At 38.9% G+C, this 16,755-nt stretch carries 11 protein-coding genes; all 11 read left to right on the top strand.

The features are described from left to right. Positions 1-42 precede the first annotated feature (42 nt). The 11 genes from glpX (at position 43) to O3607_RS07335 (ending at position 16,602) form a co-directional block, all read left to right on the top strand. Positions 43-1,005: a class II fructose-bisphosphatase gene (glpX, locus tag O3607_RS07285; protein ID WP_005387249.1), complete on the top strand. Its 963-nt coding sequence runs from the start codon at positions 43-45 to the stop codon at positions 1,003-1,005. A 166-nt stretch (positions 1,006-1,171) separates the two neighbouring features. Beyond that, positions 1,172-2,437 (top strand): UDP-N-acetylglucosamine 1-carboxyvinyltransferase, encoded by a 1,266-nt coding sequence (gene murA, locus O3607_RS07290; RefSeq protein ID WP_105086170.1) that lies wholly within the window; start codon positions 1,172-1,174, stop codon positions 2,435-2,437. After that, entirely contained in the window at positions 2,418-3,803 is a 1,386-nt protein-coding gene (locus O3607_RS07295) for a rod shape-determining protein (protein WP_060924957.1), read from the top strand. Before murA ends, O3607_RS07295 begins: the two co-directional genes overlap by 20 nt. A gap of 214 nt (positions 3,804-4,017) precedes the next feature. Continuing rightward, a complete protein-coding gene (locus O3607_RS07300) occupies positions 4,018-5,361 on the top strand; it encodes a phosphodiester glycosidase family protein (RefSeq protein ID WP_371443636.1) in 1,344 nt (447 codons plus the stop codon). An 88-nt stretch (positions 5,362-5,449) separates the two neighbouring features. Continuing rightward, the gene (locus O3607_RS07305) at positions 5,450-5,734 is read left to right on the top strand and encodes a biotin/lipoyl-containing protein (RefSeq protein ID WP_005387253.1); all 285 of its coding nucleotides are present in this window, start codon (positions 5,450-5,452) and stop codon (positions 5,732-5,734) included. Between the two features lie 12 nt (positions 5,735-5,746). Further along, entirely contained in the window at positions 5,747-7,729 is a 1,983-nt protein-coding gene (locus tag O3607_RS07310) for a SpoIVB peptidase S55 domain-containing protein (RefSeq protein ID WP_371443637.1), read from the top strand. A gap of 31 nt (positions 7,730-7,760) precedes the next feature. Beyond that, positions 7,761-8,522 (top strand): ABC transporter permease, encoded by a 762-nt coding sequence (locus O3607_RS07315; RefSeq protein ID WP_119206302.1) that lies wholly within the window; start codon positions 7,761-7,763, stop codon positions 8,520-8,522. A 20-nt stretch (positions 8,523-8,542) separates the two neighbouring features. Beyond that, the gene (locus O3607_RS07320) at positions 8,543-9,301 is read left to right on the top strand and encodes an ABC transporter ATP-binding protein (RefSeq protein ID WP_024066737.1); all 759 of its coding nucleotides are present in this window, start codon (positions 8,543-8,545) and stop codon (positions 9,299-9,301) included. Continuing rightward, positions 9,301-10,560, top strand: a complete 1,260-nt coding sequence (locus tag O3607_RS07325) for an MlaD family protein (protein ID WP_349224619.1) — start codon at positions 9,301-9,303, stop codon at positions 10,558-10,560. Before O3607_RS07320 ends, O3607_RS07325 begins: the two co-directional genes overlap by 1 nt. A gap of 42 nt (positions 10,561-10,602) precedes the next feature. After that, complete coding sequence (locus O3607_RS07330; RefSeq protein WP_119206301.1) at positions 10,603-12,063, top strand: TolC family protein; 1,461 nt, start codon at positions 10,603-10,605, stop codon at positions 12,061-12,063. A 252-nt stretch (positions 12,064-12,315) separates the two neighbouring features. Beyond that, positions 12,316-16,602 (top strand): translocation/assembly module TamB domain-containing protein, encoded by a 4,287-nt coding sequence (locus O3607_RS07335; RefSeq protein WP_371443638.1) that lies wholly within the window; start codon positions 12,316-12,318, stop codon positions 16,600-16,602. Positions 16,603-16,755: the final 153 nt, after the last annotated feature.

The following is a 16,755-nucleotide window of genomic DNA, read 5'->3' on the forward strand; positions in this document are numbered from 1 at the left end:
AGTCATATTACAATACACACAGGACTTATAAGGAGGCCTATTATGGATCGTACATTATCTTTGGAATTTGCTCGTGTCGTTGAAGCGGCTGCTTTACGCAGTGGTCGGTTACTTGGCCGCGGTCAAAAGGATGCAGCGGATGGTCTTGCTGTAGATGCAATGCGTCAAGCATTTGACTCTGTTCGTATTTCTGGTACAGTAGTTATCGGCGAAGGCGAAATTGATGAAGCGCCTATGCTTTACATTGGTGAACATGTAGGTGCTGGTGGTCCAGAAGTAGATATCGCAGTTGACCCAATTGAAGGCACAAACTTGATTGCAAAAGGCCAAAATGGTGCGATTGCAGTTATGGCTATTGCTGAAAAAGGTGGCTTGTTACATGCACCAGATATGTACATGGAAAAACTTTGCGTTGGTCCTCGTGGTGCAGGTGCTATCGATATTACTAAATCTTTAACTGAAAATATCAAAAATGTAGCGGCAAAAATGAATCGCAATGTCGATGAAATTACACTTGTTATGCTTGATCGTGAACGTCATCATGGTTTGATGAAAGAAGCCCGTGATCTTGGTGCACGTATTATGTTAATTTCTGATGGTGATGTTAACCCAGCTATGGAATGTTGTATTGAAGGTTCTGGGGTACACATGGTTGTTGGTACTGGTGGTGCACCAGAAGGCGTATTGGCTGCAGCTGCTTTGAAATGCGTAGGTGGCGATATGCAAGCCCGCTTGAAACCAGAAACAGAAGAAGAAATTCGTCGTTGTCATGAAATGGGTATTACCGATGTAAATCAAGTACTTACATTGGATGATTTAGTTCGTACAGATGATGTTATCTTTGCGGCTACGGCTATTACTCGCGGTAACTTATTGAATGCTATTCAATACTTCCCAGGTGGTGCGCGTACACATACTATCGTAATGCGTTCTAAAACAGGTACTGTTCGTTTCTTAGATACAGTGCATATGGATGAGAAACTAAAATCCTTAAAAGCAAAATAATAATTAGGCCCCTCAAAATGAGGGGCTTTTTTTCTCAGTATTTTCTCACAGTCTCTTGATGAGATATATCGAAAAATAGTATAATAACATTTAGTATATGACGTTATAAATACAACGTCTTGTAGTTCATACAAGATGATCGATATAAAGTGTAGGAGGAATTCTGTTGGAAAAGCTAATCATTCAAGGTGGCAACCGGTTGGAAGGCCGTGTACGTGTTAGTAGTGCTAAAAATGCGGTACTCCCTATTATTGCCGGTACTTTGCTAGCATCAACACCTAGTAAATTACTTGAAATTCCAAATTTGGAAGATGTAGGTACAATTTGCCAAGTTATCGAGTCTTTGGGGGTTAAAATTACTCGTAATAAAGCAGATGATGAAATTATCTTCGATGCGTCTACATTGACTGCTACGGAAGCTCCTTATGAGCTTGTACGCAAAATGCGTGCATCTTTCCTCGTAATGGGGCCACTTTTAGCGCGCAAAGGGGAGGCTAAAATCTCCATGCCAGGTGGTTGTGCGATTGGTGCACGTCCTATCGATCTTCACCTAAAAGCGTTCGAAGCACTAGGTGCTAAAATTGAAATTACTGAAGATTATGTATATGCTCATGCTCCAGAAGGTCTTAAAGGCACTCAAATTTACTTGGATTTCCCAAGTGTAGGGGCTACAGAAAACGTAATTATGGCAGCTTCCATGGCTGAAGGTAAAACTGTTATCGAAAATGCTGCGGAAGAACCTGAAATCGTTGATTTAGCAACATTCTTGAATGCAATGGGTGCTAATATTCGCGGTGCTGGTACAAATGTAATCCGCATTGAAGGTGTGCCTCAATTACATGGTGCAATTCATACGGTTATTCCAGACCGTATCGAAGCTGGTACATATTTGATTGCCGCTGCTATGGCTGGTGGCGACGTATTTGTAGAAAATGCATTGCCAGAACATTTGAAACCAGTAGTAGCTAAGTTAAAAGAAGCTGGCGTTACTGTAGAGGAAGAAATTGATGGTATTCGCGTTATCAGTACTGGCAAAGGCATTAAAGCTGTTGATATTAAAACACTACCATACCCAGGTTTCCCAACAGATATGCAAGCTCAATTTATGGCGCTTACTACAATCGCTGAAGGTACAAGTACTGTAACAGAAACTGTATTTGAAAATCGCTTCATGCACGTTGCGGAACTTCGCAAAATGGGTGCCCATATCGATATCGACAATCGTCAAGCGATTGTCGAAGGTATGCCACGCTTGCATGGTGCTGTAGTTAATGCTACAGACTTGCGTGCAGGTGCGGCTCTTGTTTGTGCTGCGTTGACTGCAGAAGGTAGAACTGAAGTTGGTCGTCTACATCATATCGATCGTGGTTATGATGATTTCGTAGGTAAATTGCAAAGGTTAGGTGCTGATATTGTTCGGGTTGACGAATAAAAGTACAGAGCCAAAACAGAATAAAAAGAAACGAAGCCGGCGCTCAAAAGGGCCGGCTTTATACAACGAGCAACAAAACTTAGGTGCTGCAAAGGTTGAAAATGCTAAAACTAGTTCTAATCGTAAACCATTACGAAGGACGAAACGCAAGTCTACGAAGCTTTCAGAGGGCGTAGCTAAGCAAGCTAGCCATTTGGCTTCCAATATGCGCGAAGCAATGGTTAAAGTCACCAAAATGCGCCGTGTTGAGCGTCGTAATCGTGAAACTGTTGCCATAGCGAAAACTACACCTGCTATGACCTTGAAGCGCCTAGTTCGTCCTGAGCAGGTGGGCGATTTAATGGGACGATTGAATCGTTCATTGAATTTTGACTTAGGTATAGATTTGGGAACTGCCAATATTCTTATCTTTGCTAAAGGGAAAGGGCTAGTCTTAGATGAGCCTGCCTATATTGCGCGTGATGATAAAACCGGAGATATTCTCGCGTTAGGTGAAGCTGCACGTTCTATGGTTGGGCGTACACCTAAAGGTATATCTGTTATTCGTCCTGTTCAAGCGGGTGTTATCGCAGATTACGATATGACCGAATTTATGTTAAAATACTTTATTCGTTCCGTTGTGCCTGCTTCTAGATTGATGAAAACGCGTATTATTGTATGTGTGCCATCTGGAATTACGCCTGTTGAAAAACGTGCTATTTTAGAGGCTTTACTTAGAACAGGCGCTAAAAAGACTGTTCTTATAGAGGAACCATTAGCAGCTGCTATGGGTACAGGTCTCAATGATGCTGACCAAGTTGGAGCTATGGTTGTCGATGTAGGTGGCGGTACTACTGATATTGCCGTTCTTTGTGATACTGGCGTTGTTGTGAGTGAATCCCTTCGCATTGGAGGAGATTCCTTCAATGAATCTATTATTCGCTATATACGTCGTAAAAAGCGACTTGTTATTGGACCTTTAACAGCAGAAAAGATAAAGATTTCTGTTGGTACCGTAGATCGACGTGCTAAAGAACGAACTATAGAGGTTAGAGGGCGTGATGCCAGCTCTGGACTACCTAAGATGGTTGCTGTTAATTCCTTAGAAATTCAACGTGCCTTAGAGGCGCAAGTGATGAATATTTTAGAAGGCATTAAATCGATTTTAGAAAAAACACCTCCAGAACTTGTAGCAGCCATTAATGATCATGGTATCATTTTGACAGGTGGCGGTGCTCTCATCGATGGTTTAGATCGTGTTATTACACGTTCTGTTGGTATTGCATCTTATTTAGTTGAGTCTCCGCGATATGCTGTTATTAAAGGGGTTGCAAAAGCTCTTGATGAAATGTCACAATTGCGCGATACATTGGATGAATTACAATAAAATATTTCATTGAAATAATGTAAAATTTGAGGAAGTTACTATTTATAGATAGGCCATTAAAAATGGAACGACGGTAGATAGTAACTTCTTTTTTAGTGCATCCTTTTTGTAATTTTCATCTATATGATGTATACTATAGTAAAAGTATATTGTATAAAATTGATGTATGAATATAGATCTATTAATATAGGTTATCGCTATAGAGGAATTGTAAATGAAACGATATTTATATATGACTTTTGCTGTGTTAGGCTTTCTAGGCAGCACAATACCTTATGCGGAAGCTGGAAATTTAACCGGCGTACGTGTATCTAATCACGAAGGTACAAGTCGAATCGTATTAGATGTGTCTGAAATGCCTGTATCTTGGACTAAATCTTATAATGAGTCTACACATGCTCTTACCCTTAACCTGGGTGGTACGACAAATGGATTGACTGGACCTGTAGCTCAAAATAACACGAAAACAGGTGTTTTAAAAGGCATTGGCTTACAACCTGTTAATGGTGCTTTACAAGTAACCTTGACGGCTAATAAGGATGTACAACATCATGAGTTTACATTGGAAAAGCCATCGCGTATTGTAGTGGATTTATTTTCTGGCTATGCTCAACAAACAACAAAAGATGTAAATAAATCCGTTACGTATAGCAAGATTAATAACACTGTAGCAGAAGGTAAGATTCAAGCCTTTGCGTTATCTGTTGATAATGATTCACCTATGGTAGTAGCCCATGTTCCAGAAGGAAAAACCTTATCATCTGTGATTCAATCACATACTGCCATCATTGGAGCAAAGGTAAAGGGCGGAAGTTTTGATCGTCCTTATTCAGTAGCTAGTGATGGAACGATTGATTTAGAGCGTATTTCTAATCGTGGCACCTTGCGATATACACCAAATCGTGGATATTTTATTGAAGAAAAAAGACCTTTACTACAGGCTAAAACACAGAAGGATACATTCCTGATTACCTCTGTTAATACAAGTCGTAAAGAAAATGCTTTGACTCTATATACATCAGCGTATGGGGCATCTACAAAGACTAATGACTTTGGATACGAAGTGACTGTAGCTAATGGCAAGGTGGTTAGTGGTCAAAAAGGGAATTCTAAAATTGGAGAAAACCAATACGTATTATCTGGTCATGGAGAATCTAGGGATGCGTTACGTAAATTAAAGGTGGGCACACCGATTACGATTCAAAATAGACCGGAGTTGGCACAAGTGAATACCACTGGTGGAGCAGCTTTACAAGCAGGTACTATGGTTTTGAAAAATGGTAACTATGTTGGTGCTGATGGGACCAATAATAAAGCTCGTAGTTTTATAGGAACTACTAAAGATCATAATTTGGTGGTGCTCACTGTTGATAAAGCTGGGCTTCAATCTGTAGGGGTTACACAACAAGAAGGGGCTCAACTATTATTTAAACTAGGCGTCGTGGATGGTGCTGAATTATCGAATCAAGGTAGTGTTGATTTAGTAGTCAATGATACATACGTTCATAAAGCGACTTCAAATCCTACGACCTATGAGGATATTGTAATTATAAAATGAATTCGTTGCATACAATTTTGTTTGAAATATTAGTAATAATTTAGTATACTATAAATACATAACTAATTTTGTAAAAGGAGGGATCGTTATGAAAAGAGTAGTGTTGGCCTTAGCTGCTTTAGGCATTTTAAGTGTTAGCTCTGTAATGGCGGCCCCTGTATCATACCAAAGTGTATTAACAGGTAAAGTTGCTTCTACAGTTTCTGTTGGCTCTGCTGTAACAGAAGGTCAAACATTGGTAACTGTAGAGACATTGGCTGGCCCTATGGCTGCTGCTAAATCTACTGTAACTGGTACTGTAACGGCGGTTAATGTTACAGTGGGCTCAGACGTTTCTCGTGATCAAATCGTTGTCACAGTAGAAAGTAAATAAAGGAGAGAAGGAATGAAGTTTTCTCATTCTTGGCGTCTGTATAGAAAAGCGATACTGGCGCTTTTCTTCTGTACTTCACTTACAGCTGCACAGGCTGTTGATTTCATGCCTGTCAATGATGTAACTACAGGTATGGAAGGCATTGCAAAAACTGTAATTGTAGGAGATACCATTTCAACCTTTGATGTAAAGGTACTGGGTGTCATGAAGGATAAGGGGCCATCTGGTCATCTTATTTTGGCAAAGTTCTCTGGTCCTGTTATGGAAAAAACTGGAGGCATTGCTCATGGCATGAGTGGTAGTCCTGTATATATAAATGGCAAGCTCGTTGGTGCTGTTGCCTATGGTTGGGGGTTTGCAGACGGTACGATCGGGATGATTACCCCTATTGAAGATATGGTGAAATTATGGAATATTCCATATGAGAAGAACCTATCTAGACCATGGGATGATAAACAATTGATTCCTCTTGGCACACCACTTATGGCATATGGCTTTGATGCAGCGTCCATGGATTACTTTAAATCCAAGCTGCCACAATATAAATATGAAACATATGATACAGCTAGTGCTAGTGGGGATGAAACTGCAAAGCCTTTGGAGGCTGGTGGCTCTGTAGCCGCATTATTAGTTGATGGTGACTTAAAACTTGGTGCTATTGGTACTGTTACCTATGTAGATGGTGAAAAGATTGTTGCCTTTGGTCATCCATTCTTGAAACATGGCTCTTCAAACTACTTTATGCACAATGCAAGTATCTTTACGGTAGTTAAAAGTTATGATGCTGCTTTCAAATTAGGCTCTATGGGCAAGGAAGTAGGCTCAGTAACTGAAGATAGAGGTGCTGGTATTGCTGGCGTATCTGGAGTGATCTCTCCAGGTATTCCTATGCGCTTCCATTTAAAAGACCTTGATATGGGACGCGATAAAACTAGCTCTGTTAAGGTCATTGAAGATAGTGAAATGACACCGACCTTAGCGGCTACATCTCTATATAATATGTTGAATAAAACATTAGATCGTAGTGGCGCTGGTACAGCTACAATTTCTTATACTATTACTCCAAGAGGTAAAGAACATAAACCGTTAACACGAACTAATATGTTCTATAGTTCTGACTCTATCTCAGAGAAGGCTGTTGATGAGTTCTACAATGTTATCGATGTTCTTATGAATAACCGCTTCATTAATTATGAAATCTCTGATATCTCTGTAGAAACTGAAGTAACACAAGATAAGAAAACTGCAAAGCTTATTGATGCGTCTGCATCTTCTACCATTGTTTCTCCTGGGGATACAATCGTTGTAGATGTAACGTTGGAGCCATTCCGCGGGGAGAAAGTTGTTAAACAAATCTTCTTTAAAGTTCCTGAAGATCAAGCTGTTGGTCAGTATACCTTAGAGGTGCGTGGGGGCGGTGAAATCCCATTACCTTATGTATTAGAAAAACAAAAATACAATTTAACTGATGAAATCTTACGTCGATTAAAAGTTCATAAAGATTTTGATGAGCTTTATGATGAAATTCAAAAGACTGATACGAATAATCAAATCGTTGTAGAGTTTTTAGAAGATGGCATTAGCCTTGTTGATGAAGATGGTTCTAAATCTGTTAAAAAAGCGAAACTTAAAGATGTGGAATCAAAACCTATGCCAGGGGATGTAAAGAAAAAAATTGGTCAAGAAGATTTGGGTTCCAATAAGGATGATGATAATCAAATCGAAAAGACTGCTATTGATACAGAGTACATCGTTCAAGGTGATGGTCAATTTACAATTCATGTTATGAAGCCAGCTGATCGTGATAAAGCACTAGCTAAACGCGTAAAAGAAGTTAAAAATCAAATCAAGATGGAACATAAATTAGAGTTGGAAGACCAATCAAAAAAGGATAAATCCAGTAAAAAAGATGTGAAAAAGTCTGATAAACAAGACACAAAAACACCTGATAAAAAGGATGAATCTAAAGTAAATGATACTAATGCAGCTGAATAAGCTGAAAATGTAAGGGGAAAGGGCTAGACTGTTGAATTGGCTTGAATCGATAGGTCGTGTTGTAATACACGGCCTATCACAGATGGGTAGTGCTACATTATTAGTGTGGCAAACAATAAAACAACTGAAAATGATTAATCTGTGGCATGTATTCCAGCAGATGGCTCACCTAGGTGTAGATTCATTGCCGATTATTAGCTTAACGCTACTATTTGCAGGAGCGGTTATGACCTTACAGATTACAGATGTATTAATTACATATGGAGCTCAAAGCACTGTGGGTGGTCTTATGGCTGTTGCTATGGGTCGTGAGTTAGGGCCTATTTTAGTAGGGGTTGTACTGGCCGGCCGTGTTGGCGCCGCTATCACGGCTGAAATTGGTACAATGAAGGTAACTGAACAAATTGATGCGCTACGTGTTATGGCTGTCGATCCTGTTGGTTATCTCGTGGTACCTCGTGTAGTAGCATGTATGATTATGGTGCCTATTTTGGCATTTTATGGTGTAGTCATTGGTATTGCAGGTGGTTACTTTGTAGCTACTGCTATCAAAGGTCTGGCGCCAAGTACTTATTTAGATTCTATTCAAATGTTTTCTACCATTTCAGACTTTACACTAGGTCTTTTGAAATCTAGCGTATTTGGTGCTGTCATCGCATTGGTAGGTGCTTACAAGGGGATGGAAACTAAAATGGGCGCTGAAGCAGTTGGCTTCTCCACAACTAGTTCTGTAGTAACTAGTATCATTTTAGTATTTGTATTAAATTACTTTTTATCTACCTTGTTATATTAGTAGATACATTAGAGGGATTTATGATAGAACTACGCAATGTTGTAGTTGCCTATGAGTCACGTGTGATTTTAGACTCTATTAATCTCACCATCGATGATGGGGAGACGTTAGTCATATTAGGTGGTAGTGGTAGTGGTAAAAGTACACTACTTCGCTTATTGATTGGCTTGCAGCGTCCTACATCGGGACAGATTATAGTAGATGGCACAGATATTACAACATTATCTGAAGATGAATTTAATACAGTACGAAGAAAAATGGGGATGGTATTCCAATACTCTGCATTATTTGACTCTATGTCGGTAGGTGAAAATGTAGCCTTTGGCTTACGTCAGCATACGGACTTAGGAGATGATGAAATAAAACGCATTGTAGCAGAGCGACTCGATTGGGTCGGTTTAAAAGGGTATGAATCCTATATGCCTAACGAATTATCTGGAGGCATGAAGAAGCGTGTTAGCTTAGCTCGTGCCATAGCGTTAGATCCGAGTTTAATTCTCTATGATGAACCTTCATCCGGGTTAGATCCTATTACATCAGGTACGATTAGTATGTTGATTAAGGGAATGCAGCAACGGCTCGGTTGTACTTCTATCGTTGTAACGCATGATATGCAATCTGCATTTTATGTAGCAGACCGCATAGCTTTACTTGATAAGGGGAAATTTGTGGAAATTTCTGATACAATAGACTTTAAGAATTCTACAAATAAAAAGGTACAACAGTTTATTCATGGTGAAGCAGAACCAATTAACGTATCTGTGATGGGAGAGGTATAATGAAGTGGACGACGGAGGCCAAGGTAGGGGCTTTCACGATAATAGGTATAGCATTATTTATTGCGGGCATACTGTTTGTAGGCCGCATTGATATATGGGCTAAACCGCAAATGACGATTACCGGTGATTTTGCTCAAGTTAATGGCCTAAAAAATGGCAATCAAGTTAAATACTCAGGTGTGGCCATCGGTAATGTCTCTGATATAGAGATTACACCACATGGTGTAGTAGTAAAAATGAAGCTTGATGAAAAAACACAAATTCCAAGTGACTCTACGTTCACATTGGGATCAGATGGTTTTTTAGGTGATAAGTTTATTCAAATTTCACCAGGCCAATCTAAGGTATTTTTACAAGATGGTGACACTGTTAAGGGCGAAGGTGCAGACGCTATGGATAAAGCGATGCAAAGCGCTCAAAAACTAATGGATGGCACCGAAAAAATGTTGCAATCCATTAATAATATTATTGGTGATCCAGCAACGCAAAATGCACTTAAGCATTCCTTGCAATCTACGGCTGTAATGGCTGATAATGCTGTAGCGATTACACAAAATATGGCTGATGTAACGGCACAGCTAAATCAAGCTGCTCAACAATTTAATGCAGATGGTAATGCAGGCAATGATATGCGCGCTATTTTGACTAATTTAAAACAAACTACGGATCGTGTAGATAATATGGCTCGTTCTATGGAATCTACAGTAACAGATCCTAAAGCACAAGAAAATATTAAGGAAACATTACATAATACGGCACAAATTTCTGCTCGTATCAATAAATTGATGGGTGGTAAAGCGTACCAAACTGATGTAAATGGTAATGTTGCAGACGGGAATAATGTTGAAAAAAAGTCATCAACTAAAGTTGAGCCATCTGTAGATTTACTATATAACACAACAGATGATGAATTCCGTATCAATGGTCGTGTTCGTGCTTTTAATGATAAAGGTATGGCAGAAATTGGACTATCCAATATTGGGGATGATACAAAATTCGATTTAAATGCAGGAAAATTTGTTAGTCCGAAATGGTTAGTACGTGGTGGTATTTTTGAAAGTGAATTGGGTGTGGGCGTAGATTATAATTTACGTGGTCCTGTATCCTTGTCTGCTGCTATGTATGATCTTAATCATCGTAAATATCGTATTCGTAGTGATATACGTTTACATAAAGATACTTATGGGGTTATTCAAATGACCAGACCGTTTGGTTCCACGAATGGCGGTACCTACTTTGGTATCAAACAAGTATTTTAAAGACTAATACATTCACTTTAGGTGAGTATGGAGGTACATATTATGAATAAAAAGGTTTTATCCTTAGGTGTAATGCTCTCCTTGGCTACTACAGGTGCAATGGCTGCTGATGTAGTTACAACTTCCGTTAATAATGGAGACCAATTAAGCAAATATCAAAAAGAAGCTATTCAATTAACACAAAAGCAACTAGCTGAAAAATCTGTTCAAGATAGCAAAACATATGAGAGCAAATTGGACCTCGATGAGTCTCGTACTATAGATTTGGCATTGGCGAATAACCGTACTGCAAAACAAACTAAATGGGGTTATGAAGCTGCTAAATCTGCAGTTAGCCAAGTAGCAGCAGGTAAAAACCCTAGTGTTAGCTATGGGTGGTCTGCTCAAAAAACCGGTGGTGATACTGGACGCGGTAAATCTGGTAGTCATAACTTCTCCATTAGTGCTCCTGTATTTAATCCTCAACTTGATGCAAGTATTGACTCTGCACGTTATACACGTGAAGGTACTGGCGCTAGCTATGAAGAAGCATTGCAACAAGCAAAATACGATGCAATCAGTGGGTACTATACTTTGATCATGAACCGTAATCTTGTTGATGTGGCTCAACAAGCTGTTAAAGATTACCAAGGTCATGTAACAAATGTGCAAGCTCAATATAATGTTGGCTTGGTAGCTAGTTCTGATGTGTTGGCTGCTAAAACAAATCTTGCTGACTCTGAAACGAGCCTTGTTAAAGCTCAAAATGCTGCAAATTTAGCAGAAGCAAGTTTAAATCAAGTCATTGCATATCCTGTACAAACAGCTATTAATACGGCAGAACATGATTTACAATATAAACCTTATAATATTACATTGGAACAAGCTAAAGCATATGCTTTACTTCATCGTTCTGCTCTTGTAAAATCTGCCCTTGATGTAAAATCTGCAGAAGAAGCTGTAAAATCTGCTAAATCTGGTTATTTACCAACTGTGGCAGTAAAAGCAGGTCGTGGCTATGCTGATCCAGATGGTTACTTTGGAACAAGTACAAAATCTTGGAGTGTAGGTGCTACTGCATCCTGGAGTTTATGGGACGGCGGTGCTACACAAAATGCTATTAAAAAAGCAAATGCACAACTTGAACAAGCTAAAGAAGCTAATTTAGCTACTGTTGATGCTGTATTATTAGCCGTACAAAAAGCATACTTGAACTTGCGTTCTGCAGAGCAAACAATCCAAAGCACTCAAACTGCAGTCGCTCAAGGTCAAGAAAGCTTCCGCATTGCTACACTTCGTTATCGTGCAGGTGTTGGTACAAACCTTGATGTACTCGATGCGGAAACTAAATTAACAGATGCTCGTAATAATTATGTACAAGCACTTTATAATTACAATATTAGTATTGCTGCGCTTGAACAATTGACAGGTGTTCCTTTGAATACTCCAGTTGGACAAGGTGCACAAATTATTGCAAACAGTGGTGCAGCTGAACAGTTAGCACAACTAGGTGGCAATCAATAATTGGATACTAAAAAAGACGACTTCGGTCGTCTTTTTTTTATAGATTTATAGAGCGTAGATTCATTGTATATTTTCATTTTTATGTTATGGTAATGTTTAAATAATTTTATCTGTAGTTATTGTAGAAAATGATTAGTAAAAAAATATATTAGTTTTATAAAATTTACCCTTAAAATACTATAGTTATTACTGTGTGTGTGGTAAGATTAGTATATATATTTATTTTATTCATAATGTGTATGGGAGATCATTATGACCCGTAAAAAGTGGTGTCTCATAGGGGCTGCAATTTTAGGATTATCTGCAGTTGGTGCTAGTATAAACCCTATAGCTAAGACCTATGTAGAACCTATGGTTAAAGAACAAGTAAATAATACCATAAACGGATCTGTGGACTATGATTCTCTTCGTATCAATTGGAATGGTGATGTAGTTTTATCAGATGTGGTGATTAAAGATCGGGATGGTCACTTAGTAGGGACGGCACAAGATGTAGCTGTTGGGGTTAAACTATCTGCATTACCAAGTATAATTGGGGGTAACACATCAGGGGCGACAGCTATATCCAATGTTACCGTGGATGCACCTGATCTTCACATATGGCAATTGAACGATGGATCTTGGAGTATAGAAAAGTTAGTTAAACCATCTGATCCGAATAAATCGGGTAGTTTTGATGGTGATATTACCATTAAAAATGGCCATGTAGCGCTACGTGCTAAAGATGGCGTTAAACGCAATGTTGAAAACCTTGATGGCACCGTTGCTCTTAATATGAGTGGTATGTCCAAAGGGGCTTTTACAGCTGATATAGATGGTTCCTCTGTTCTTGTAAATGGCAATATAGACATGGATGATGTGTCTAATTTTGATGTGTTTGTACAAGCTGATGAAATTGATACGACTGGCATTATGAGCTTTGTTCCGTTACGTAAGGATTTAGTTGTATCGAAGGGGAAGTTAAAAGATTTACATCTCAATATTAAAAGTGAAGATGGCCAATATGTTATGAGTGGCAATGTAGGGTTCAAAGGATTAAGCGGTACTTATAAACGCGGAAATACGACCTATACTATTACTGATGGGGAAGGTCGTATTATGTTAAATCACGACCAAATTGTCATTAGCCATAGTTCTTGGCGTATTAATGATCAAGCAGCAAGACTTAATGGGCTCATTACGTTAGGAAAAGAGGAAGAATATTTAAACCTTAATGTTGTGGCGGATAAAGTAGCACTAGAAGCTATTACTGATGTGGGGATTACAGGTGTTGTTGGCGGTCGCGCACATATTGGCGGTACCACTGTAGCGCCTCGCGTAGATGCGACAATCGGTGGTGATGGTATTTCTTACAAAGGGTACCATGTGGACCGAGTGCAAGGAAATGTAGTATACGATAATGGATTGGTTCGTATTGATGATGCCCAATTATCTATTGGCTCTGGTAATGCTAAAGTTAAAGGTCAATATGTTGTAGACACAGGTGACTTTGATGTGGTTGCAAATGTTCATTCCTTATCGCTGGATACTTTCACAAAAGATCTAACCATGCCTGTTACAGGGATAGTTGATGGAGAAATCCACGCTTTAGGGAAGAATAATCAACTTACAGATTTGGTTGGTGCTGTTCAAGGTCATGACATTGGTGTGCGTGGTGTCATCCTTGACTCTGTAAAAGCAGATTTAACTCATAGTGATAATCTTACCAACATAATTATGGTTGGTAATATGGGTACTGGCTCCTTTAGTGGATATGGTTCGATTCAAAACGGTCAAGTGGATGCCACAGTTTCTGGTAATGCCTTGCCGTTGACATCACTTAGTCCAATCATAGGTGAAGATGTAGCTGGCACACTTAGCACGTCTATTAATGTAAAAGGGGCTTTAGATAACCCTAATGTAATTGGTACTGTATGGGGACAAGAGGTTCTTTATAAGGGTGCCCATTTTAATGATATTCATAGCGATATTACTTTAGACAATCATGTTCTAACAATTACCAATGGTCATATTGGTGACGGTAGTGGCGGTTATGATATTACAGGTTGGTATAATATCAATACTGATGCATTAGATTTAAATGCTAAAGCTCGTGCAGTGCGTATTGAAAATTTAATTCGTCCTGTAACTGACATTCCTATTACAGGATGGTTTGAAACCGATAACCATATAACAGGGACTGCGGCTAATCCTATTGTAGAAGGACGAGCTCACTTATGGGATGGATCTGCCTATGGCAAGCTTATTACTAATGCTTTTGCCAAATACAACTATAAAAATGAAACATTAGAGTTATATCGTTTTGATATCGAAGGTTATGGTGCAACTATTACAGGTGGTGGCACAGTATCGAAAGATGCTATTAATATTGATTTTAAAGGTAAGAAAATCGATATGGGTAGACTGCTCATCAATACTGACTATAAGGTAGATGGCTTGTTAGCAGGCCGTGGTACTATAACGGGCTCTATGGATAACCCTCAGTTTAATGGTTACATTTTATCTGATGCTTTATCTATAAATGGGCAATTATTGACTGATATTCATGGCCACGTGTATGCAGATAAATCCGTCGTAAATGTACAAGACTTTTCTTTTGCTGAATCAAATGGTGGTCGTTATGTTGCTAAAGGCGGCATGAAGCTCGACGATAGTCAACAGCTATTTGGTGTTTTAGATGTTACTAATGGTAGTGTCAAGAATCTATTAGCACTGTTAGATCGTGAAAATGAGCATCTTGATGGTAAATTAAACGGTTCTGTTGAGATTGGTGGCACAAAGGATAATCCAAGTGTTACTGTTGACGGTAAAATTAATGAAGTTAGTATTGATAACAAGGTTGTCGGTGATGCAACGATTGATGCTAGCTTAGCTAATCGAAAGTTTAAAATTACGACCTTAAAACTACCTGTTGATGAAGGTCTCATTGCCATGGGCGGTACATTGGATCTAGATGGCGAAGCTGACTTACAAGTCGCTTTAAAAGATGTTGACATAGTACCATTCTTACCACTTGTGGGTAAGGATATTCAAGCTACAGGTTGGGTAACTGGTGTTGTGAATGTTACGGGAAAAACTAAAAACCCTAAGGTTGAACTCTCTGGTGCAGTAGAATCTGGCTCTTTCAATGGAATTGGCATTGATGAAGGGTTTGTGTTGGCTACTATGCAAGATCATGTTATTCAGATTCAGCGTATTCAAGGTGCAAAAGGGGGCTATAAGCTTAGCATTTATGGCAAGATTCCATTGGCTGCACTTTATACCTCTGGTTACATAGAAGCTAGTAATGCTAAATCTATGGACGTAACTATCGATTTTAACGAAGCTGATATGGCTGTTATTCCTCTTGTTACTACTAGTGTTAAGGAGGCAACAGGTCCGTTAAAAGGGGTAATCAGACTTACTGGTACTATAGATCAACCAGAAGCATATGGTACGGTTTCTGTACGTAATGGCACTATGAAGCTGGCTAATGTAGATAATGAAATTACAGGGATTGATGGGGATTTAATCTTCTCAGGACAGCAAGGTGATTTCCAATCCCGCATTAATATGGGGAAAGGTTCAGCCGGTTTAGCTGCTAAGGTAAATTGGTCTGGTCATGAGCTTACAAATTATAAGGCTGCTGTTCAACTTGATGGACTCGATGTTCGTAGTGAATATATTAGGGGCCCATTGAATGGGGAGCTTTATATTGCTGAACGCGATGGGTTACCTACATTGACAGGTAATTTGGACTTGGAAAATATCCAATTCAAGATTCCGCTTTCCTTACAATCTAGTGAAAGTAGTACCAATATGGGGGTAGATGTTACCATCCATGCTGGCAAGGGTGTACGCCTATATGATCGTACTTTGTATAATATGTTCATTGGTGGTGATGTTCACTTTGGCGGAACGTTACAAAATCCAACAGCTAGTGGCCAGTTTGATGTTAAATCTGGTACATTTAAATACTTAAGTCATGTATTTAATATTACGAAGGGGAATGCACACTTTGTAAGTGGCTCTTATTTACCAAACTTACAATTAGAGGCTGAAACGAATGTAAGTAACTACAATATTATGCTTGGTGTAAAAGGGACTGTAGACCATATGGATCTTACTTTGTCGTCTAATCCTAGCTTGTCTAGAAAGCAAATTATTTCCATGCTAACCTTTGGTCGTGGTGCAGATTCTAATAGTAGTACATTGACAAATGAAGATGTAAATGCTGTTGCTACAGCAGGCTTACAAATGTTTGCCTTTGGCTATGTGCAAGATGCATTGCAAAATACATTAGGTTTAGATCGGATTAATATTACGACAGGTTCCATTGATCCTGATGAACCAACTAATAGGGCAACGGCAGGTAATTACAATATTGAAATTGGCAAGTATATTGTGCCAAAGGTAATGCTTACTTATTCTCAAGGTATCAATAATAAACAAAATAAATATGGTGTAGAGTATTCTGTAAAACGAAACCTCAAGTTTACTGCATGGCATACATCGCAAGGAAACAATTATATAGGGGGTCGTTGGACAAGAAGCTTTTAAGTTTATGACTAGAGTGTGCAAATCCCATGGGTATGCACATTCTAGTCATATTAATTTCATAAAATTTGTTTAATATAGTACTCATTCCCAGTATTTTATGCTATAATAATAAAGATTTATTAGTCTTTATAAAACAAGATGTAAACTTTTTAT

The sequence above is a fragment of the Veillonella sp. 20925_1_51 genome, assembly GCF_041431445.1.
In the GTDB taxonomy this organism is placed as follows: domain Bacteria; phylum Bacillota; class Negativicutes; order Veillonellales; family Veillonellaceae; genus Veillonella; species Veillonella nakazawae.